Origin of the sequence: Methanothermobacter sp. (assembly GCA_030055615.1) — an archaeon.
In the GTDB taxonomy this organism is placed as follows: domain Archaea; phylum Methanobacteriota; class Methanobacteria; order Methanobacteriales; family DSM-23052; genus Methanothermobacter_A.
Map to the genome: position 1 here is coordinate 114,475 of JASFYN010000003.1, position 21,467 is coordinate 135,941.

19 protein-coding genes, 1 tRNA gene and 1 riboswitch are annotated in these 21,467 nt (G+C 40.4%); of the genes, 8 read left to right on the forward strand and 12 right to left on the reverse strand.

What is annotated here, in order from left to right; genetic code table 11:
- Positions 1–10: 10 nt before the first annotated feature.
- The 3 genes from QFX38_06225 to QFX38_06235 are packed head-to-tail and all read right to left on the reverse strand — an operon-like array spanning position 11 to position 2,206.
- On the reverse strand, positions 11–1,216 hold the full coding sequence (locus tag QFX38_06225) for an HD domain-containing protein (protein MDI9624465.1): 1,206 nt from the start codon (positions 1,214–1,216) through the stop codon (positions 11–13).
- Positions 1,217–1,242: 26 nt separating this feature from the next.
- Positions 1,243–1,677 carry a molybdenum cofactor biosynthesis protein MoaE gene (locus QFX38_06230; GenBank protein MDI9624466.1) on the reverse strand — a complete coding sequence of 145 codons (435 nt, stop codon included), beginning with the start codon at positions 1,675–1,677 and terminating at the stop codon, positions 1,243–1,245.
- Positions 1,646–2,206, reverse strand: a complete 561-nt coding sequence (locus QFX38_06235) for a nicotinamide-nucleotide adenylyltransferase (protein ID MDI9624467.1) — start codon at positions 2,204–2,206, stop codon at positions 1,646–1,648. The genes QFX38_06230 and QFX38_06235 overlap by 32 nt, the downstream gene beginning before the upstream one ends.
- A 109-nt stretch (positions 2,207–2,315) precedes the next feature.
- Here QFX38_06235 and QFX38_06240 point away from each other — a divergent pair, with 109 nt between their 5' ends.
- The 4 genes from QFX38_06240 (at position 2,316) to QFX38_06255 (ending at position 8,263) form a co-directional block, all read left to right on the forward strand.
- Positions 2,316–4,028: an ATP-binding cassette domain-containing protein gene (locus QFX38_06240; GenBank protein ID MDI9624468.1), complete on the forward strand. Its 1,713-nt coding sequence runs from the start codon at positions 2,316–2,318 to the stop codon at positions 4,026–4,028.
- 14 nt (positions 4,029–4,042) lie between these two features.
- Complete coding sequence (locus tag QFX38_06245; GenBank protein MDI9624469.1) at positions 4,043–4,594, forward strand: flavin reductase family protein; 552 nt, start codon at positions 4,043–4,045, stop codon at positions 4,592–4,594.
- A 9-nt stretch (positions 4,595–4,603) separates the two neighbouring features.
- On the forward strand, positions 4,604–4,996 hold the full coding sequence (locus QFX38_06250; GenBank protein MDI9624470.1) for a universal stress protein: 393 nt from the start codon (positions 4,604–4,606) through the stop codon (positions 4,994–4,996).
- 81 nt (positions 4,997–5,077) lie between these two features.
- Positions 5,078–8,263, forward strand: coding sequence for a PAS domain S-box protein (locus QFX38_06255; GenBank protein MDI9624471.1), 3,186 nt, complete (start codon positions 5,078–5,080; stop codon positions 8,261–8,263).
- On the opposite strand, the gene QFX38_06260 is transcribed toward QFX38_06255, so the two are convergent.
- From QFX38_06260 to QFX38_06270, 3 genes are all read right to left on the reverse strand, one after another.
- Positions 8,237–9,502, reverse strand: a complete 1,266-nt coding sequence (locus tag QFX38_06260) for a PEP-utilizing enzyme (GenBank protein MDI9624472.1) — start codon at positions 9,500–9,502, stop codon at positions 8,237–8,239. The genes QFX38_06255 and QFX38_06260 overlap by 27 nt on opposite strands.
- A 38-nt stretch (positions 9,503–9,540) precedes the next feature.
- Entirely contained in the window at positions 9,541–10,356 is an 816-nt protein-coding gene (locus QFX38_06265) for a DUF368 domain-containing protein (protein ID MDI9624473.1), read from the reverse strand.
- Between the two features lie 148 nt (positions 10,357–10,504).
- Positions 10,505–11,704, reverse strand: a complete 1,200-nt coding sequence (locus QFX38_06270; GenBank protein ID MDI9624474.1) for a cation:proton antiporter — start codon at positions 11,702–11,704, stop codon at positions 10,505–10,507.
- Between the two features lie 24 nt (positions 11,705–11,728).
- Positions 11,729–11,792: riboswitch (Fluoride riboswitch) on the reverse strand.
- 133 nt (positions 11,793–11,925) lie between these two features.
- Here QFX38_06270 and QFX38_06275 point away from each other — a divergent pair.
- From QFX38_06275 to QFX38_06285, 3 genes are all read left to right on the forward strand, one after another.
- Positions 11,926–12,180, forward strand: a complete 255-nt coding sequence (locus tag QFX38_06275) for a FeoA family protein (protein ID MDI9624475.1) — start codon at positions 11,926–11,928, stop codon at positions 12,178–12,180.
- Positions 12,152–13,879 (forward strand): ferrous iron transporter B, encoded by a 1,728-nt coding sequence (locus QFX38_06280; GenBank protein MDI9624476.1) that lies wholly within the window; start codon positions 12,152–12,154, stop codon positions 13,877–13,879. The genes QFX38_06275 and QFX38_06280 overlap by 29 nt, the downstream gene beginning before the upstream one ends.
- A gap of 11 nt (positions 13,880–13,890) precedes the next feature.
- Positions 13,891–13,963: transfer RNA gene (locus QFX38_06285), tRNA-Val, on the forward strand.
- A gap of 1 nt (position 13,964) precedes the next feature.
- Here QFX38_06285 and QFX38_06290 read toward each other — a convergent pair.
- The 3 genes from QFX38_06290 to QFX38_06300 form a co-directional block, all read right to left on the reverse strand.
- Entirely contained in the window at positions 13,965–15,107 is a 1,143-nt protein-coding gene (locus QFX38_06290) for an MFS transporter (GenBank protein MDI9624477.1), read from the reverse strand.
- 252 nt (positions 15,108–15,359) lie between these two features.
- Positions 15,360–16,049 carry a DUF1614 domain-containing protein gene (locus QFX38_06295; protein ID MDI9624478.1) on the reverse strand — a complete coding sequence of 230 codons (690 nt, stop codon included), beginning with the start codon at positions 16,047–16,049 and terminating at the stop codon, positions 15,360–15,362.
- Between the two features lie 29 nt (positions 16,050–16,078).
- Complete coding sequence (locus QFX38_06300; protein ID MDI9624479.1) at positions 16,079–16,846, reverse strand: prenyltransferase/squalene oxidase repeat-containing protein; 768 nt, start codon at positions 16,844–16,846, stop codon at positions 16,079–16,081.
- 110 nt (positions 16,847–16,956) lie between these two features.
- On the opposite strand from QFX38_06300, the gene QFX38_06305 reads away from it, so the two are divergent.
- On the forward strand, positions 16,957–19,137 hold the full coding sequence (locus QFX38_06305) for a DHH family phosphoesterase (GenBank protein MDI9624480.1): 2,181 nt from the start codon (positions 16,957–16,959) through the stop codon (positions 19,135–19,137).
- Here the strand turns inward: QFX38_06305 and nth are convergent.
- The 3 genes from nth to aroA are packed head-to-tail and all read right to left on the reverse strand — an operon-like array spanning position 19,123 to position 21,462.
- The gene (gene nth, locus QFX38_06310) at positions 19,123–19,743 is read right to left on the reverse strand and encodes an endonuclease III (GenBank protein ID MDI9624481.1); all 621 of its coding nucleotides are present in this window, start codon (positions 19,741–19,743) and stop codon (positions 19,123–19,125) included. The genes QFX38_06305 and nth overlap by 15 nt on opposite strands.
- Positions 19,740–20,186 (reverse strand): GTP-binding protein, encoded by a 447-nt coding sequence (locus QFX38_06315; GenBank protein MDI9624482.1) that lies wholly within the window; start codon positions 20,184–20,186, stop codon positions 19,740–19,742. The genes nth and QFX38_06315 overlap by 4 nt, the downstream gene beginning before the upstream one ends.
- Entirely contained in the window at positions 20,179–21,462 is a 1,284-nt protein-coding gene (gene aroA / locus QFX38_06320; protein ID MDI9624483.1) for a 3-phosphoshikimate 1-carboxyvinyltransferase, read from the reverse strand. The genes QFX38_06315 and aroA overlap by 8 nt, the downstream gene beginning before the upstream one ends.
- Between the last annotated feature and the right edge of the window lie 5 nt (positions 21,463–21,467).

A 21,467-nucleotide genomic window follows, 5' to 3' on the forward strand; every position in this document is an offset into this window, starting at 1 on the left:
CTATCAACCCTTAGTTTGGGGTGGTGAGGCGTAATTGTTTTTCATGCCTTTTTATCTTTTTGGGGAGGTTGAGGTAATCATAGAAATTGAAGTTTTTGAATTTTTCTGATTCCTCTGCGAGTGTATAAATACAGAGGTCTGCATGGTTGAATCTCGCATCTCTTAATGCTCTGACTAGACTGGAGATGTCGCTAAGTTTTACTATGGAGTCTCCACTATCTACTTGGGTTTTCATCTCATCAAATGCAGGATACTCTGGCACGTCTATTATAAGATAATCAGGGTCTATGTTCATGTCCTCAGCTATTTCCGACTCTGCCTTCAATATCTCAGATTCTGTGAGCTTGAATATCCTCTCAGGGTCCTCTAGTTCATTTAATCGGATGGTGGCAGCCCTCTTCAAAAGATTCCTTGTATCTAATCTTTTTATCATGTCACCGACCAGTCCTGTTTCTTTTCGACACATTGTTATAATGTCCATATCATCGTAATGATAGATGCGCTTGGGGTCTATTTTATCTTCCATGATGAGCCTTTTAAGGCATCTTCTAAACATTGAATTCACTATCCTTGTAGTATGATGTTGGTAGACGCTTGGGTACATGAAATAACGTGCTAGGAGCATTGACTCTGCAGCTGGGACACCCTTCTTATCCAGTATCAGATCATCTTCGATTTTGATATTCTGGATTAACCTCTCAACGTCTATTATACCATAGGCCACCCCAGTATAGTGTGAATCCCTTAAAAGATAGTCCATCCTATCAACGTCTATTTCACCAGAGATTGCTTGTCCAAGAACGCCTTCACCCCTTAAGGTGGCCTCTATTTCATCTAGGTCAAATTCTTCTGTGAGTATATCTGAAATTACGGATTCTCTTATCACTTTTATTGTGAGTTCTTCGTGGGAGTCTGGGATCACGGCCTCTGATACGTGTGAGAATGGCCCGTGGCCTAGATCATGTAATAATGCGGATACCCTTAGTATGCTTTTTTTATGTTCGTCTAATCCTAGTTGGTCTGCTAGTTGGGATGATAGATGCATGGTTCCGATGGAATGTTCAAAGCGGGTATGGTTTGCACCTGGATATATTAGATTGGTGAAGCCTAATTGTCTTATCCTTCTAAGTCTCTGGACTGGGGGTGTGTCTATTAGTTTGACCTCGAAATCCTCTATTTGAAGGTTGCCATGTATGCTGTCCCTTATAAATTTCATTTCAACCTCCCAGAGTGTGGGGGTGTTTATCCGCCTGAGAGGATAACCCTACTACCTTCCTTTGTATATTCTTCTTTTCTGAATCCTACCTCTTTTTTCGTTCTTTCAATTATCTCACTGAGGGCTTTGAGGGTTTCTTGGCGGTGTGCTCCAGCCACAACAACCATGAATAATGTCTCTGTGGCTTGAAATTCGCCTAGGAAGTGTACGAGTGCAATATCCTTCACTTTATGTTTCCTTTTTATCTCTTCTGCTATTTTCTCTAATTTCTCCTGGGCTTCTTGGGGGTTTTCATGGGATATTTTAAGTTTTTCCACTACTTCTTCTTTCCCTGTTTTCCTCATTATACCCTCAAATGTGAATATGGCCCCGGCCTCTTCGATATAGGGACTCTTTTTCACGTGTTCTATGAGTTGGGGTAGTTTGTATTCATATTTGTCTGTTGTGATCTTCACAAGCATCCTCTAGCACCTCACTTAATTCTTTCCTTGAGAGGTGTTTCAATCTTTCAACACCTTTTATTTCTTTTATGACTTCTGCAACAGCCCCTGGTACGAGTGATTCCCAATCGCTGTCGGTGAGCATCCTCTCCCTGACAGTTGTACCTGAATATTTCTCCCTGGAATATAATGGAGGTGCTGTGACCTGATAGCCAGCCTCCTGGAATAGTCTTTGAACAAGGGGGTTTCCACTATAAACTTTATCAAATGGCGGTGTTAACATTTCAATATGGGCAACCCATACAGCATTACATTCGATATCTTGAACCGGTATAACATAATAGCGTGAAGCTGGTATACCGTTCTCGCTGAGGGCCTTTGTCACCATCATGATTCGTTCACCTGCTGTGAATGGGTCTCTGAGTGAATGGCTCAATTGTGCGCTGCCTATACATATGATGAGTTCATCAACCTCCTCTAAGATCCTCTTTATAACCTCTAGGTGTCCTTTATGGAAAGGTTGCATCCTACCCACGAGTAATCCTCTCATCCCCAACACCCACCCAAACTAGGTCATATAGGATTATTAAGATCTATAACTCAATATATATGTGGGGATTAATCAACTTTATCGACTAATAATTACAAGGTGATCCAAGTTGATAAAGATAGAAAATCTTTCAAAAACTTACAAGTTAGAGACGGGGGAGAATTTCAAAGCACTAGATAACATTAACCTAGAAGTCAAGAAAGGGGAGATTCTTGGGATAATTGGTATGAGTGGAGCAGGTAAAAGCACCCTACTCCGCATACTAAGGGGTGTTGAACCATTCGATCAGGGGACAGTGATACTTGATGATATAAAAGTAACAGCAAATTCCAATCCATACGATTTCACCAAACTTAAAAGGGCCACTGCAATCCACCTCCAAAGAACCTTCGGATTATGGGCCGAGACAGCCATAGAAAATGTTCTAAGGAAATTCTATGGTGCAAAGTATGGTGACGAGTCGCTCACAGACTTTAAAAGAGCCTATGACGAATTCGGCGAAGAAGCCATGAAACTCCTCAAAGTTGTGGGACTCGACCACAAGGCAGACCATTTCGCCCCGGTACTCAGTGGCGGGGAGAAGCAACGTCTCATAATCGCCAGACAACTCGCCAAGAGACCGAAGGTCTTATTATTGGATGAGCCGGCCACAATGTCATGTCCAAAAACCAAACAGGAAATACTAGACGCTATAAAGAAGGTTAACAAGGAACTTGGAATCACAGTAGTTCTCGTATCACACTTGCCAGAAGTCCATGAGTACCTAGCAGACAGGTTAATACTCATGGAAGATGGTAGAATAGTGGATGAAGGAGAACCTAAATGGATCATAAGAAAATTCCTCAAGGATATAGAGCCTCCAGAAAAAATAAAGATTAGGAAATGGGATGAACCAATATTAAAAGTTAGAGATCTCCGTAAAAAATTCGTACTAATAAAAGGTGGAACAGTACTTGAAATGGAGAACATAAACTTCAACGTGAATCGGGGGGAAATAGTATCCATCATAGGACCCAGTGGAGCTGGTAAAACAGTATTATTAAGGATGGTGGGTGGATTAGACTACCCAGAAGATGGAAAAGTGGAATTCAAATTAGACGATGAATGGGTTAACATGCACGAACCAGGTATAAAAAGGATGCGTATACGCAGAAAAATGGGCTTCATGCACCAGGAATTCGCTCTGATACACCATGCAACCATCAGGGACCAAATAGCAGCACGACTGGGCGTAAAAGGTGAAAAGGTTGTGGATGAGGCCAAGAAGAGAGCTGAGAAGATGGGTATAAGTGACAAAGTCCTCGATGTCCTTTATCAATTAACAGACCTCCCAGAGGAAGAGGCTAAACAAAGACTAGAAAAATTAGGACTATCATCAAAAATCCTAGAAAAATTATTCCCCAAATTCCCAGACAAAGAGGTTAAAAAGTATGCGGAACCAGTCTTCGAAGCACTAGACCTATCATTAGACATCCTAGACAGAAAATCTTATGAACTTTCAGGTGGCCAGAAGGTGAGGGCGGCCCTAGCACTTGTAATGGCATCACAACCAGAGGTTCTAATATTGGACGAACCATTCGGGGACCTAGATCCTATAACATTAAGGCTAGTCTCAAATTCCCTTAAAAGGATAAACAGGGAATTCAACACAACAATAATAATGGTAAGCCACCACATCGACTTCATCAAAGAAATAAGTACAAGGGCGGTGATGATAGAAGACGGTAAACTAACAATGGATGGAGAACCCGAAAAATTATGTGAAAAATTTATCGAAAAAAGTAAAGCAGAATACCTGCTAAAGGCACAAACACACATATAATAGGAGGATTTACATTGAAATTTACTGAGTTCCCTATAAAAGATTCTTACAGGCTTTTAGCGCCACGGCCCACAGTTATAATAACAACTGTCAACAAAAAAGGAGAGATAAATGCGGCCCCCTTTTCTTTTGTAATGCCAATATCCATGGACCCGCCAATCATAGCATTTGCTTCAATGCCAGAACACCACACTTCCAAGAATGTTGAAGAAACCGGAGAATTTGTGGTAAACCTCACAAGCCTCAACATATTAGATAAGATGTGGATAACAGGAAAAAGTATACCATATGGTGAAAACGAACTTGAAAGAGCAGGTTTAGACTGGATACCATCAGTTAAAGTTTCGCCTCCACGCATCAAAGAGGCAGCAGCCCACCTAGAATGCGAATTATTAAGGATGAATGAAATAGGAGACCATAACCTTTACACGGGATCAGTAGTCCATGCAAGCATAAAAGAGGGTTCAATAAAAGAAGGTCTGCTCCATGTTGAAGAGGTGAAACCCATACTCCATGTGGGTGGTAACAAGTTTGTAATAGGCGATAGGGTTAAATTCGTCAAATAGGGGTCTATAATGTTTAAACGTATAATGGTGCCGACCGACGGCTCCGAACAAGCCCAGAAAGCCGAAAATATCGCCATAGAACTTGCAGAGAAACTAGATGCTAGGGTCATAGCAGTCCATATCATGGACGAAAAACTCATCTACCCATTCGAAGTCCTAGAAGAAGAAGGAAAAAACATCCTAGCGAAAGTACAGGAAAAGGGGAAAAGAAAGGGCGTCAAAGTAGATGAAATCCTAATATACGGAAATCCAATACATGACATGAAAAAGATCGCAGAAAGAAGCAAAGCCGACCTAATAATAATGGGCCATGGAAAAAGTGGCCTTGAAAAGTTTCTAATGGGTAGTGTAGCGGAGAACACCCTAAAGAATGTTAAAATACCAGTCTTAATAGTTAAATAACACAAATTGAAATGAAAAGTCAAAAGTATCCTACATCGATTAAAAATATTAATAATAAAAGTTTACATATAAAACAATTATATGGTACATATCCTCCTTGTAAGTAGAGATACCCACATCACTGAACTTATAAGATCTTGTGGATATGATCCTATCATAGCAGATAGTGAAGAAGATATTCTCGAAGCTGAATCAAAAGCTGGACTTATTATAATCGACACATCAAAGCCCACAATCAACAAAAGAAAAGCCATCAACTTGGTAAAAAAATCCAATCTACCCATCATACTAGTCACAGAACCTCTAGAGGAGAGGACAACACAAGGTATAAAAGTGGCAGCACATCTCAAAAAACCAATAGATCCACAACAGTTCATAAACGTTGTAAAAACGGGCCTTTTCAAGTATAAAATGGAAAGATTATTTCTGGATAATGAGCAGATATACCAGCATATAATTAACACAAGCTTAGAGGGCATTTGCATTTTCGACAATTCAGGAAACATATTATATTGTAACAAACAACTAGGGAAATTTCTAGAGTGTCAGCCAAGCGAACTTATAGGAAAAAATATTCTAGAAATTGTACACCCAAATGATAAAGTGATCGTCGAAAGAATACTCAATCTCTGCAGAAAAGGGATGCAGGGAAAACAGGAGATACGCTTTATCAAAAACAATGGGAAACCATGCTGGTTATTATTTTCTGGAACACCAATAATAGAAGATTCTGCCTTCAAGGGCGGATTCTGCATGTTCACAGATATAACGGGACAGAAAATACTCGAAGAAGAACTTATAAGGACCACCAAGTTCCTCACACTCCTAAACAAGGTCAACAATTCCATAATAAAATCCAGGAACATAGAAGAAATGATCCAAAGAGTATGCAATATACTCGCTGAATACAGACCATACAAATATATCGGCGTATTAGACAAGGATCATAAGCCAATCCATGAAATCGGAGAAAGACCCGCCAAATTCGAAAACATCCTAAAATTACGTGTAAAGGATAAACTATGGGGTCTGCTCGGCATAAAAGGAAACCTTGAACCTGAAGAACTAGCCATACTAGAGGAGATAGCATCCACACTCTCATTCACAATAGAAAAAATGCTAGCAGAGAAAAAATTAAGAGAAAACGAACTTGAATATAGAGAACTCTTCGAAAGTGCAGGTGACGCGCTATTCATCATGAAAAAGAACACTATAATAACTTGTAACAAGAAAGCCCTCAAACTTTTCCAGGCAAAACCTAAGGATATAATAGGCAAACACCCATGGGAATTATCGCCAAAATACCAAGAAGGCGGAGAAAAGTCAGAAATTAAAGCCAAAAAATTAATAAGAGAGACCATCAGAGAAGGTGAAAGACAATTCATGTGGATTCACAAGAAAAAGACTGGAGAACCATTTTATGCCCATGTATCTCTCACATATCATCCCCACAGAGGCCAAATCATAGCAGCCATACGTGATATAACAGGCCAAGTAGAGATGGAAAAACTTTTAAAAGCAGAGCACCGGAAATTCAAGGATCTTATAAACTCATTACCCGATGCAATTTTTGCAGTGGATAAAAAAGGGCGCATCATAGCATGGAACAAGGAGATAGAGAAGATGACAGGAACCCCCGCAGAGGAGATGCTAGGAAGAGGCGGCCACGCATATAGCATACCATTCTATGGGAAACCCAGACCAGCACTCCTCGACCTACTGTTTCAAGATCTACCAGAGATAGAAAAATTTTATGAAAATGTTAGACGCGAAGGCCACAACATCTACGGTGAAATTTACCTTCCAAACATTTACAATGGACGCGGAGGCCACCTACAACTTAAAGTCTCACCATTATATGACGAAAAAGGCGATATAACAGGGGCAATCGAAATCATAAGGGATATAACTCCCCTCAAAATCACGGAGAGGAAATTAAGAGCAGAACTGATGGTCACAAGTACCATAAGTAGATTATACCCTGTGATAGTATCGCCAAAAGCGACAAAAAAGAAATTGGCCAATAAAATCCTCACAGAACTTTTAAAAATCACAGGAAGCAGTGGGGGGTTCATCACATTCAAGGGTGAAATCCTCGCATCCAAAGGAAAATGTAAAAACCCAGAATCCACACCAATCAGTATAGGAGATGAAATAATCGGCCACATCAGCCTAGAAAAGGACAAAGGCTTTAATAAATTTGATATTAAAGTTATTAAAAGGTTTGTTGAATATTTTGGACTTGCAATTCACCGCATAGAATACGAAAAAAGGCTTATAAAACACCAAGCAAAGCTGAACATACTTAACAAGGTCTTAAAAGCATCAAAAACAGATAAAATAGAAAATTTCCTCACAAGTATACTTGATATCATAATAGATGATCTAAAATTTGAAAGTGGAAGCATCATAGTTAATGGAAAAATAATATACAAGAGAGGATCCATCATACCAAAAAAGGAGATCCCAGAACATACCATCCTTAAAAAGGAGGGTGGAAAGAAAGTCCTCATGATACCTCTAAAGTTCCAAGGGGACATATTTGGTGTGATAGAAGCCTATACTAGCAATAAAACGCCTAAAATGGAATTTATCAGATTATTTGCTGATGAAATAAATGAAGCTATTTCGAAGATAATAACCCAGATGAACCTCCAACAGTCACTCCATGAAAAGGAGGCTCTGCTAAAGGAAGTTCACCATCGCGTGAAAAATAACCTACAAGTCATATCAAGTCTATTATCATTACAGGCTAAATATTGTGGAAATGAGGAAGTGAAAAATATCCTAGCAGACAGCCAAGCAAGGATAAAATCCCTAGCACTAGTACATGAGAAACTTTACAAGACAGAAAACATAACCAATATAAATTCCAAAGACTACCTGGAAAGTCTTGCACGAGACCTTATAAACTTCCAAGCCCCAAGACCAATAAAAATACGCCTAGAAACCGATATAGATGATATACCCCTTGAAATGGACAAGTGCATACCCCTTGGACTCATAACAAACGAACTTGTAATGAACTCCCTAAAACATGCTTTCCCAGAAAAAGAAGGGATAATAACCGTGAAATTTAAATGCCAAGAAAATAAATGCAACCTTGAAATATCAGATAATGGTAAGGGCCTGCCAGAAGATTTTGACATAGAAAGATTATCATCCCTTGGCCTGCAGATCGTTCTAGGCCTTGTAAGACAATTGGATGGAGAACTCAAGATAGAATCAGATGGTGGGACATCATTCATTATGGACTTCCCACTCTAGCCTCCCCCTTAAAGTTTCTAAAAGTATGCTCTTTTCAATTCTTGTAATGAAAACCCTCATCTTTAAAAGCTGATCAGGGTTTGTTGATATGCCATCCACGCCCATTCTTATAAGTTTTTCCACAATATTATAATCTGTTGCAGCATACCCTGCTATACAAGTTTTTATTCCCTCCCTAGAACATATTCTAATAACATTCTCTACGAGTCCAAGAAGGGCCGGATGGGTTAAATCGAATAGTTTTGCAACCCTCACACCCCTCCTGTCCACTGCTAGGGTGCACATGGCAAGATCGCTCATACCAATAGATACAAAATCAAGACCATAACCTATAAATTCCCTAATTTGTAAAGCGGCTGATGGCGTCTCCACTGATAACCCAACTTCAAGGTCACGGTGAGGTTTCAAACCACACTCTTCTAATATTTTCTTAGCGGACAAATATTCGCTCCCATCCCTTACAAAAGGGAACTTGAGGCCAAGGTTGGAATACCCATCATCTATAAGCTCTTTTATCGCCATGAACTCTGCCTTTAGCACTTCAATGTCCCTAAGATCCTTGTATATGCCCCTGAAGCCAAGTAGTGGGTTTGGTTCTTCTGGTTCCACATCCCCCCCTTGGAGGTTCCTTAACTCATCAGTAGGGATGTCAAATGTTCTAAACCATACAGGCTTAGGATAAAAGGATTCGAGGACGAACTCAAGACCCTTTTTCAGAACATCAGTTAACCTACCCTCCTCCAAGAGCCTATAAGGGTGTTTACCTGTTTCTATAACCATATGCTCTATCCTAACAGATCCTATACCATCAGCATAATCTGCTATTCTATCAGCGATTGATGGTATATTCAAGTTCGTCATTAGAGTGGTTGCAGTCTCCTCAAGTGGCAGCTCCTCTATGATTTCCTCCCATTCCATCACACCCTCATAAATGTTACCAGTTTTACCATCAACTGTAACCACCATATCATCCTCTAGGATCTGGGTGGCTTTCTCAGTCCCTACTACACATGGTATTTTCAGTTCTCGGAGTGTGATGGCAACATGACTTGTGAGGCCACCATAGTCTGTTACAACAGCCCCTACCCTTTTTAGTTTTGGGAGCATGTCCCTTGATACTCTTTGCGTTACTATGATCTCCCCACCTTCAATAGACATCATATCCTCGAAGGATTCTATCTTTTTCACCCGTCCACTTCTAATATAAGGGCTGGCCCCTATACCCTTGATGAGTTCCATATTTCCATTTATGTAAATTCTGATAAAAAAGGATATTGTTAATATTCAATGTAGTGGAACTTCTTCTCGATTAGGAAAACTATGAAGAACCCGATGATAGCTATTATAACTGCGAAGATCAACGAAGGTGTTGATTGTATGATGGACATTTTACTATATGGGAGTCTCAGGGTTCCTATCATTAAGCCTACAAGGAATGCCATTGTCACGGCCTCATGGTTCCTGAGGAGATAGTCAAGGAACCTGGAAAAGCTTATGATCCCGATAGCCGCGCCTCCGATGAATGTTATAATATCTGGGATTGAGAACTTGGCAAGAGCTCTGAGCATGTATTCATACTGGTTAAGGAGTAATAACATGAAAGCTCCTGAAATCCCTGGTAGTATCATCGCACATATGGCAATAGCCCCTGAAATGAATATTATGGGTAGGCTATGGTTTGCCTGGATAGGATTTAAGCCCACAAAGAAAAAGGCAAACAAGAATCCCATGATAGCTGAGATGAGATTTTTTAATGAAAAACCATCTATTCTATTGAAGACTAAATAAGCTGAGGCTAATATAAGCCCTAGGAAGAATGAGTAAGTGTATGCCACATAATGGGTTATGAGGAACGATATAATCCTTGATATTGTTAAAATGGCCGTTCCTATCCCGAGAAGGAGTGGTATGAATAATTCGAAGTCTATTTCTTTTTTAGCCAATTTTATGGAAGATTCAAACTCGGCTTTGAGGAGGGGTTTTAGGAATCTGAATCTGATTTTACTTATAGCATGGACTAATCTTTCATATATTCCGGTTATAAGTGCCATTGTCCCCCCTGAGACTCCTGGGATCGTATCAGCTGTGCCCATGAGAAAACCCCTCAAAAATATTCCAATGAAACTTGCAATCCCCATATTTTAACCTCCTCAACATTATAAGGTTACACCATGCCAATAATATGTAGGTAAGCTGCAACCCCCTTTTACAATAATTCTCCACATAATATTATACTTTTTTTTATCCGATCTTTTCGACTTCAAGGAACCTTTCACCTGCAATTCTAACCGTCAAAGCGCCAAGGGGTGCTGTGAATATTATTGACAGTACAGCCATGGCCAATATCAATTCCCCGTGGGCCACCCCCATGGATAATGGTATTGCACCTATGGCGGCTTGTACTGTCGCCTTTGGTATATATGCGAATATGCAGAATATCCTTTCCTTTAAATTTAATTGCGTGCCCAAAAGTGATATGTAGACGCCAAGGCTCCTCCCTAAAAGTCCTATGACAATAATCGCAATACCTATAAAACCGGCTTTTACGAGAAGGTTGAGGTCAACTTGCGCGCCTACAAGGACAAAGAGGAGTATCTCGGCGAATATCCATATTTTATTAAATTTCTTTGACAATTTTAATCCAACTTCAGGCATTTTCTCCAATATTACAAGGCCTATGACCATGACACCTACGAGTGCTGCGATAGGAATGTATGAATTGAGAATGTCTCCCATATTCTTAAGGAGGATTGCTGTCGCAAGGACTATGAGGGTCTTCTCACTATCTCTTATCTTGAATCTCTTGAAAACTTGGATGAGGAGAAAACCCATGACAACTCCTCCCAGTATACCTAAAAGTATAGATAAAGGTACTCCCAAAATTTCCTTCACGATATTTATCTCTTTTCCTGTGTAGATTCCAAGGAATATTGAAAATATTGTTATTGAAATGACATCATCTATTGAAGCTCCTGTGAGGATTAATGTTGGTATGCCTTTGGCTGTTCCCATCCGCCGTTCAATAAATGATAACATTTGAGGGACTATAACTGCCGGAGAGACAGCTGCTATGACAAATCCAAGTATACCAGCTTCTACTAAAGGCAGACCCAATAAAAGGGAAGCTATTATCATTATGGTGAAACCTTCAATGCAATCAGGGATGAAGCTCATCTTAACTGCGGCCATCCCAGCCTTCCTAAGACTTTCAATGTTTATGCCGAAGCCAGCTCTTAACAAGATTATTATGAGGGCTATGATCCTAAGGTCGCCTGAAATGGCTAATATATTCTTCGAAATAAGATTTAAGCCATGGGGGCCTAATAGCATGCCAAGAAGGAGTATTCCTAGAAGTCCTGGTAATTTGATTTTTTCGAATATTCTACCTAAAAGAAGTCCTAGGATGATAATAATAGCTACGCTAAATGCAACATACTCCATTGATAGAACCTCCATGCTCTCTTTTTGAAAGCAGGAGTCATCAGCTAAAAAATAGCAGTTAAAGGTGGACTCCATCACCTTTCTGATACATCATATCTACCATAAGATAATATATAAAGTTTATGGGGGGGATCGTTTCAATTCCCATGGGGGTGAAAATTTTTGGTTGTGGGGGGAACATTTAAATAGGATTTAGGTTCACCTAATACTGAGGTTGTGTGATGATCACCTTAAAAAACCTTAAAACAGGAAAAAAAGCCATAGTACGGGAGATAAGAGGGGGAATTGGCCTACAAAGGCGGCTAGAATCTCTTAACATAAGGGTTGGGAAGAAGATCCGGAAAGTATCATCTTTACCATTCCACGGCCCTATAATCATTGAAGTTGACAGGTGCAAAATAGCCATAGGCCAAGGCATGGCAGGTAAAATCCTAGTGGAGGTAATAGATGAAAATACTCCTCATGGGAAATCCTAACGTTGGCAAAAGTGTTGTCTTTTCAAGATTAACAGGCGCAAATGTTGTAGCATCCAACTATCCAGGCACAACAGTGGAGTACACCCGCGGAACCCTAAAATTAAAAGGAGAAAAAATTGAGGTAATAGACGTCCCAGGCACATACTCTCTCACCCCCTTCTGCAAGGCCGAAGAAGTTGCAAGAGACATGTTCCTCAAAGAAAACCCAGACCTAATATTAAATGTGCTGGATTCAACAAACCTAGAACGCAACCTCTACCTCACACTCCAAATACTGGAAAAAAAGATACCTACAATAATCGTCCTAAACATGTGGGACCTCGCAAAAAGAAAAGGAATCCACTTAAACATTAAAAAACTTGAAAAAAGCTTAGGAGTACCTGTAATACCAGTGACTGCAGTGAGTGGAGAAGGAATAATACAATTAGTAAAATGCATAGAAAAAATCCTAGAAAAAAAAGAAGAATACACCCCGAATATCAAGAAAATGGATGACGAGGAAAAATGGAAATTCATAGGCAAACTACTACTAGATATCCAGAAAATAGAACACAAACACCCATCAATACTAGAAAGACTCGAAGAAGCTTCTGTGCACCCCATTTTTGGCCTTCTAATAGCCTTATTAGTAGCATATCTCACCCTACAATTTATAATAGGAGTCGGCGAACTCCTAACCCAGAAAATCTTCGACCCATTCTTCTACAACTACTACGGACCATTCATAACCAAGAACATAGGATTAAACCTTCCAAGAGGGCCCATCCATGACATACTAATAGGCACAGGCTACAACTACATGGAATCCTTCGGACTCTTAACAACAGGAATCTACGTACCACTAGCAGTCGTACTACCATACGTATCACTCTTCTATCTAGCATTAGGCTTCTTAGAGGATCTCGGATACCTTCCAAGGCTCGCAGTCCTAGCAGATAACATAATGCACAAACTAGGATTGCACGGAGCCTCCATAATTTCACTCATACTAGGCCTCGGATGTAACGTACCCGGAGTCCTTGCCACCAGAATACTAGAAGATGAAAGGGAAAGGTTCATAGCATTAACCCTATTATCAATATCAGTACCATGCATGGCCCAGACAGCAGTAATAATAGGACTACTAGGCCCCTATGGTATAAAATACATTGCAATGGTATACGGGACCCTAATAACAATTTATATAACAGCAGGTTACATTCTAAACAAGATCATGAAAGGGGAAAGTCCAGAAATATTCCTGGAAATACCACCATACAAGATACCCCATGCCGGGACGCTACTTAAAAAAACATGGATACGCATAAGAGGATTCCTACTAGAGGCCATCCCCTTCGTCTTTCTCGGAATACTAATAGTAAACCTATTATATGTTATGGGTATAATGAAAATCTTGACAGGCATCCTTGCACCAATATTCTCAAACATCCTAGGCTTGCCAAGGGAAGCCGCGGCAACACTAATAATAGGATTCTTAAGAAAAGATATCGCCACAGGCTTGCTAGCACCACTCCACCTCAGCCCAGAACAACTAGTAGTTGCCACAACCGTCTTAGCGATTTACTTCCCATGTATTGCAACATTCATAGTCCTCTCAAAAGAGATAGGAATCAAAGGCATGATAAAAATAGGAATATTAATGGTGATCCTAGCATTCCTTGTAGGTGGAACACAACATTTAATCCTACAAAAAATATAATACAATTACAGGGGCCGGTGGTCTAGGGGTTAGGATACCTCGCTCACAACGAGGTGGTCGCGAGTTCGAATCTCGCCCGGCCCACTCATAAACTCTTTTCTATCCTGAAAAGTAAAGGAATAGCTAAAAGTTGCATTATAACAGAAAAAACGACCAAGGCTAACAACGAGATTTCATAGAGTATGCCCATAATGAGGCTGCCAAGGAACCATGAAAAACCAAATAATAAATTGAAGATGCCATAAGCGGATCCCCGCTTATCAGATGGGATTATCCTCGCTATAGCAGCTCTCATAATAGACTCTTGGGCGCCCATGCCAACACCCCATAATATAACACCAAAAACAGCCACCAGAACCCCACCAAGGAATGCCAAAGGAGCGAATAACGAAGATAATATAACAGATACAATCATAACCCTGAAACCATAATAATCGAAAAATTTCCCAAATAATAATGCTGAAAGAGCATCCACAAGCATCGCAAGGGCATACAACACCGGTATCATGAAATCACTAAATAGCATCACATTCTTAAAATGGTATCCAATAAGGGGAAAATCAGCATAACCAGCACCTATAAGACATACAACACCAAGATACAACCAGAAGACCAAACTAGGAGACCTCAAGGGCTCTGCTCTCCCAACCTCCAATTTTTGTGGGCTTGGAAACAGAAAATATGCCACAGTTAATGTTAAAATGGCAAAAACCGCGGGCACTCCAAGGAATATGAAACCTGTCCTATAACCTCCTTTAAAGTATAATACAAGAAAGACCATCAAAGGCCCCAATATAGCCCCTATCTGGTCGAGGGCCTCATGAATGCCAAAACCCCACCCATGACCTACCTGGCTTGTAGCATATGACAACATAACATCCCTAGCCGGTGTCCTGAAACCCTTCCCTATCCTTTCAAGGATTATCAATAGAATCGCTAACTGCCAACTAAAGGCTAATGCAAGCAATGGGACAACCACCAAATTCATAATATAGCCTGTGAATGTGATGAACCAATAACGACGAGTCTTATCAGCAATATACCCTGAGAAAAGTCGTATAATATAACCTGAAAGTTCTCCCAGGCCACTGGCAAAACCTACCATCGTGGCGCTCGCACCTAACATTAAAAGGAATGGTCCTGTTATACCCCTTGCACCCTCATATGTCATATCGGCAAAAAGACTAACCAATCCAAGAAGTATTATAAATTTACCCGCCCTCTTCATAGCTTATCCTCCAAATTTCACTAGCTAACTTTTATATGCCCTTAAAAATTTTAAAAATTTCCCCCAGATACTCCAACATGGTAATCCTCCACGGCCCTTAACACCTCCACATCAAACTTTGGGAAGACGAAAGCCCAAAAAAAAGTTTAGACATTAAGGAGGATGATAAAAATCCATTGTGTAGGGTTCGTTTAAAGGAAGTTCTCAATTATCATTTTCATGTAGGGTTCCTTGATGCTGGAACAAGTGTGTTCATATTAGTAGGACAGCTATTATTCCCGAAAGGAATATTCCATCGAAGGTCCCAGCCCCTCCTATACTTGCTATTGGAGCGCCTAAATCTTTTATTTTATGAAGGTTTAAGATGTCAGCTCCTATCAGGGCCCCCATAGTCCCTGAAATGTATGCGACCACAACTGGATTCTCTCCACCAATGGTTAGTGCTGTTATCGCCGCTGCAAGTGGTGGTATGAAAGCAGGAATAGCTATCCCAAGTCCTTTTATGGGCCGTGCAAATATTTTACATACTATAGTAACTATCATTATCGCGATCATAGAGTTGAATATGAGTTGCGGATTATTAGATAAGCGTAAAAGTTCATATACCACTATTATGATGGGTATTATAGCCCCTCCAAGGTTTACTGCGAGTACTGTTTTTTTCATACCATGGTATGGTATCCTATAATTTATCCCGAAAAATCTTATCTCCCTTATCTCTTCTACTTCACTTATCCACTCTTTTATGGGGATGTTTATACCACTTCCAATCAGTGACAACCAAAAAAGGGAATATGCTAATGCTGGTGGTATTCCAAGGCGTGTGAATGCTATCATCACACTCCCAGCAAAAACTAGGAAAAAGAATGGTAAAAATAATAATAATAGTATGAAAAGGAATAATGATGGGCCCCTATGATGGAACCCATGATATTTGTTCATTGTTTTATTCTCCGTCATGCCCTTTTATTCTACAATTCCATAGATTTTATAATATAGAGGGCCTTGTAAGTGTATTCTAATTCAGATATACCAAGATATGATGATCTCCTGAATCCACCGTCACTGTTTTGTAATGATAATACAAATCTTAAAATATTATCTTTGTTTTCAAATTTAAGGTTTAGTATTTCGCTTATCCTAAAACCTGCATATACTGTTTCTATATATGGTGGGTAGGAGATGGGTGTGAAAGACCATAATCCATTATCTTCACAATCTTTAAGATAATCTCTTATATCCTTTTTATTGGGTTTGTATTTGTGGGCTTTTAAAATTTCAAGGGCATATTGTGTGTTTATTATATCTGATCCATATTTTCCAAAGCCCCCATCAGGATTTTGTTGCGATATGATCCAATCCACGATATCATCTAATATTATATCATGCATTCTAAGCACTGAATCTATATAATAGGTTATTTCGAGTTGGGATCTCTGATAGGTCCCCTCTAATCTCTTGATAAACCTTTCAGGTATCCTATAGTTTCTATCATATTCTTTGAGTATACTGCACCTGTAAAATAATCCTTGGGCGGCGAATGATCCTCTTCTATGGACTTCTTCAAGCCATTTAAGGGTCTTTTCGAAATTCTCCGGTTCCTCGCCGAGTAACTGAAAACTCTTAATGGCATAGTATGTATTCTTCGAATCAGGGAGCCCCTCATATAAAGTATATCCCCCATCCTCGTGACTCCTATCCCTTATAAAATCCAGGACCCTATCCTCCAACCTGGGCACTATGATTCACCCCGGGTCTCAAAGTTACAACAAAAATTCTAATAAGTACACCCTATATATAAGTGGGGTGGATATTCATTACATATGATTCTAACATGGATGATGATTCTATGATCAGGAAATGCAGCGAATGTAAAGGTAAGGGTTACAAGGTTAAAAGTTACAAAATCTGTGAGGCCTGTCACGGTACAGGCTTCCAATCAACCGAGGATATAAGCAAACATATTAAAGGACTCCCCGAAAGTGCAAAACAAAAGTTTCACCTAGAAGATACACAGGAGGTGCCTTGTCCAGTATGTAAAGGCAAAGGAGAAATCGAAGTTAGAGAAAGATGCAGTGCATGTGATGGTAAAGGAGAAATAAACATATGCCCCAAATGTGGTAAAATAATCGAAGGAACAAGCAAATATTGTCCAAACTGCCAGAAAAAAGATAAAGTTTACATATTACATCCGGCCTGCACCATAGAAGACCTTCAAAGGGACAAAATATACAAGGGTAAAATAACAAGAATAGAAGATTATGGTGTCTTTGTAAGTTTGAACAATAAAGTATGGGGGCTGATGCGCGGTCTATTCCCAGATTACAAGATAGGGGACGAAGTACTCGTGAAAGTAGCCCAGATAAACCATTACAAGGGAGAAGTCGACCTCCTACCAGCCTCCATAAGCAGCTCCTATGAAGTTGTTAAAATAAAAAAGGACATTCCAAGAACCAGGATAGCGAAAATTGACAACAAGAGCCTTGGGAAGACCATACGTATCGTTGGAGAGGTCATACAAATCCAACAGACAACAGGGCCCACAATCTTCATAATATCTGATGAGACAGGAACAACCTCAGTAGCTGCATTTGACGAACCAGGTATAAGAGCCTACCCCCACATACAAGTAGGCCACATAGTAGAGGTTATAGGGGAAGTTAACCAACACGGTGGAAGAATACAGATAGAATCAGAAATAATAGAACGCCTTATAGGTAAAGAAGCCTCGGAGGCTCGGAGGTTAATCGATGAGGCCATAGATCAGAGGGCGGAACCCAAGAAGACAGACCTACTCATTGAAAGCGAAATCCTAGAAAGGTTAAGACCCAGGATGATAGAAGCTGCTAAAGCCATAAGAAGGGCCATATTCGATGGTAGATCAATCCTCGTAAGGCATCATGCCGATGCCGATGGTATCTGTGCTGGTGTGGCAATAGAAAAGGCTGTCATACCACTCCTCAAGGAGTTAAATCCGAACATAGAAGCAGAATGGCACTACTTCAAGAGAAAACCGAGCAAAGCCCCATTTTATGAATTAGAAGATGTTGTGAAGGATTTAACATATGCACTTGAAGATATGGAAAGATTCGGGCAAAAACTTCCCCTAATAGTATTATTAGATAATGGGTCCACCGAAGAGGATATACTAGCTCTCTTAAAAGCCAAAATATATGATATCGAAATCGTGGTAATAGACCACCACTATCCCGGAGAAGTAACTGATGGGAGAGTGGAAGTAGATGATTATGTTGATGTACATGTGAATCCCTACCTTGTCGGAGGGGATTCCCAACTTACGGCGGGCGCTCTCTCAGTTGAAATAGCCAAGATGATAAACCCAGAAATAGAAGAACGCATATTGCACCTACCAGGCATAGCAGTGGTAGGAGACCATGCAGATTCCCCGGAAGCAGAAAAATACATAGAACTCGCAAAATCAAAAGGGTACACAAGAGAAGACCTAGAGAAGATCGCAGCTTGCATAGACTTCGAAGCATTCTACCTAAGGTTCATGAATGGCCGGGGGATAATAGACACAATACTAGGCTTGGGAAGCCTCGACAAACATAAAAAACTCGTTGAAGCACTCTACAAAGAATATGAAAAGAGGGTGAAATCACAGCTAAGAGCCGCCCTACCACACGTAAAATCAAAAAAACTGCCAAATGGCATACTACTCAACGTATTAGACGTGGAAAAATACTCCCATCGTTTCACATTCCCAGCCCCAGGTAAAACCTGCGGTTTCGTACATGATTATGTGGTGCAAAAGCACGGAGAAGACAAACCCATAATAACATTAGCCTATGGACCCGATTTTAGCGTGATAAGAGCCACTGATGCAGTCCATGAAAACTTCGGATTCAACCTAAATAAGATAGTATGGGAACTCGCCGAAGAAATACCAGAGGCGGCCATTGACGGTGGCGGCCATGAATGTGCAGGTTCCCTCAAATACGTGGAAGGCCTCTCAAAGAAGGTTCTTGAAAGATTCGCCGAGAAAATAGCAAAACTAGGTAGAAAGTAGCCTATAGTATCTACAATATTCCCTTATTGGACATTCATCATGTCTAGGACTTATGGGCTTGCAAATGTCCTGTCCAAATTGTACGAAAAGATCATTAAGTTCAATCCAATACTCCTTCGGGACTATCTCCCTCAACCTTTTTTCGGTCTCCTCTGGAGTCTTTGTATCAACAAGGCCCAACCTATTACTTATACGGTGAACATGGGTATCAACTGGTATGGCAGCCTTCCCATACGCGTATACAAGTACGCAATTCGCAGTCTTCCTACCCACCCCAGGCAACTCTAATAAATCCTCTAATTTGCTGGGCACTCTACCATTATACTCTTCCAATATAATCCTTGAGACTTCTTTTATTCTTCTAGCCTTCACCCTATAAAATCCAGCCGGCCTTATAAGCTGTTCTATCCTTTCAACTGGCGCCTCTGCAATATCTTTTACTGTTGGATATTCTTGGAATAGTCTATTACTGGCCTCATCAGTATTCTCATCCCTTGTACGCTGCGACAATATGGTCCTTATAAGAACCCTATAAGGGTCTCTATCCTCGAATACGCGCAGATTATAAAACTTTCTAAGAATCTTGATTATCTTAACTATCTTCATGAAATTTTTCCTAAGAGTATTTTAAGACCCTCTAGGAGTCCCGCATTCTCGGTCGCTATTGTGGGTATAACATCAACTCCCCTACTTATTTCAAGGGTGGAATCATCCAAATCCTGTTTATTCGCAAATACAACATAAGGTATATTCGCATCTTCTAATGAGTCCATTATACGCTCTTCTACAGCTGTAACACCCCTACTATTATCAACCACTATTATAGCCCCGTCCAGGCCATTTGCTATTATCTCCAACATGAACCTGAACCTTTCATGACCTGGTGTGGCGAAAAGATGTATCTTTTCACCATCTAAGGTTATGTTACCATAATCAAGGGCTACTGTAATCCCATTGTATTCAACCTTCACGATCTTTTCACATAACTTTTCTAGGGTTGTTGTCTTCCCAGAATCATAATCTCCAAATATTACAATCTTTTTACCCATTTTCGCACACCTCTAATCTGCAACCCAAACTTGCCAGAATATTAATAAAATCTGGAAATGATACCTTATATGCTTCAGCATCTTTTATTCTCAAACCTGCCTTGAGGCCTATGAGTGTGAATGCCATTACAAGACGATGATCACCATGGGAATATACTGTATCCCCAGTTATCTTGCCACCTTTTATGATCATACCATCCCTTTTCTCCTCTACTGGCACTCCCAAGCGTGAAAGTTCCATTGTACAAGTTTTTATTCTGTCAGTCTCTTTGAAACGGGCATGTTCCACTCCATGTATCCTGGTCGTGCCCTCTGCAAGGGCTCCTAGGACGGCCACTGTAGGTAGTAGATCAGGACTATCATGTAAGTCGACCTCTACACCCTGTAGTCTACCATCACATTCTATTTTAACACTCTCTTGTCCCCTATGGATGGTGGCCCCCATATCCTCTAGCACATCCAATATTATTTTATCCCCTTGTTTCGAATCCTTTGGAAGGTTTCTGATTGTGAGTTCCCCGCCAACGGCAGCGACTGCACCCAAGAGATATGATGCAGATGAATAATCACCCTCCACTTGATAATCCTTGCCAGTATACTCTCCAGGTTCAACATAGAATATTCTCTCTTCCGGGTTAAATTCTACCATGACATTAAATTTTCTCATAACATCTAATGTCATATCCACGTATGGTTTTGAAATGAAATCCCCTTCAATTTTAAGTTCCACACCATACTCTGATAATGGCGCCGCTATAAGTATAGAGGATATAAACTGTGAACTCACACCACCAGAGATGCTAGTCTTACCACCCTTAAATCCCCCTTTTACTATGATTGGTGGCCTCCCATTCATCCTAGATGATACCGCTTCAACCCCAAGTGGTCTGAGGGCATCCAAAAGATCCTGCATTGGACGTGAACGAAGAGACTCATCACCAGTAAGGATAGTGTAATTTTCTGCCAATCCAGCGACCGAAGTTAATATACGCAAGCTCGTGCCAGAATTTTTAAGATCTAAAACATCATCCGGCGTGCTTGGCCGCCCATCCACGCCCTCTATTATCCATTCTCCTTTTTTCTCTTCTATTTTGGCCCCGAATTTCTTGCAAGCATGGGCCGAGGCCAGTGTATCCTCGGCTTCTAGTGGATTGTATAGGGTTGATGCGCCCCTTGCAAGTGATGCTATTATGATGCTGCGATGGGTGTAACTCTTAGAGGGTGGTGCATCCACCATACCATAGATCCTAGGGGATTTCCGGATTTTAAGCTCCATATATG

Excerpts from the sequence above, each read along its gene's own strand:
- QFX38_06225 (MDI9624465.1), bottom strand. The coding sequence starts at position 1,216 with ATGAAATTTATAAGGGACAGCATACATGGCAACCTTCAAATAGAGGAT.
- QFX38_06230 (MDI9624466.1), bottom strand. The coding sequence starts at position 1,677 with ATGCTTGTGAAGATCACAACAGACAAATATGAATACAAACTACCCCAA.
- QFX38_06235 (MDI9624467.1), bottom strand. The coding sequence starts at position 2,206 with ATGAGAGGATTACTCGTGGGTAGGATGCAACCTTTCCATAAAGGACAC.
- QFX38_06250 (MDI9624470.1), top strand. The coding sequence starts at position 4,604 with ATGTTTAAACGTATAATGGTGCCGACCGACGGCTCCGAACAAGCCCAG.
- QFX38_06255 (MDI9624471.1), top strand. The coding sequence starts at position 5,078 with ATGGTACATATCCTCCTTGTAAGTAGAGATACCCACATCACTGAACTT.
- QFX38_06260 (MDI9624472.1), bottom strand. The coding sequence starts at position 9,502 with ATGGAACTCATCAAGGGTATAGGGGCCAGCCCTTATATTAGAAGTGGA.
- QFX38_06265 (MDI9624473.1), bottom strand. The coding sequence starts at position 10,356 with ATGGGCACAGCTGATACGATCCCAGGAGTCTCAGGGGGGACAATGGCA.
- QFX38_06270 (MDI9624474.1), bottom strand. The coding sequence starts at position 11,704 with ATGGAGTATGTTGCATTTAGCGTAGCTATTATTATCATCCTAGGACTT.
- QFX38_06275 (MDI9624475.1), top strand. The coding sequence starts at position 11,926 with ATGATCACCTTAAAAAACCTTAAAACAGGAAAAAAAGCCATAGTACGG.
- QFX38_06280 (MDI9624476.1), top strand. The coding sequence starts at position 12,152 with ATGAAAATACTCCTCATGGGAAATCCTAACGTTGGCAAAAGTGTTGTC.
- QFX38_06290 (MDI9624477.1), bottom strand. The coding sequence starts at position 15,107 with ATGAAGAGGGCGGGTAAATTTATAATACTTCTTGGATTGGTTAGTCTT.
- QFX38_06295 (MDI9624478.1), bottom strand. The coding sequence starts at position 16,049 with ATGAACAAATATCATGGGTTCCATCATAGGGGCCCATCATTATTCCTT.
- QFX38_06305 (MDI9624480.1), top strand. The coding sequence starts at position 16,957 with ATGATCAGGAAATGCAGCGAATGTAAAGGTAAGGGTTACAAGGTTAAA.
- nth (MDI9624481.1), bottom strand. The coding sequence starts at position 19,743 with ATGAAGATAGTTAAGATAATCAAGATTCTTAGAAAGTTTTATAATCTG.
- QFX38_06315 (MDI9624482.1), bottom strand. The coding sequence starts at position 20,186 with ATGGGTAAAAAGATTGTAATATTTGGAGATTATGATTCTGGGAAGACA.
- aroA (MDI9624483.1), bottom strand. The coding sequence starts at position 21,462 with ATGGAGCTTAAAATCCGGAAATCCCCTAGGATCTATGGTATGGTGGAT.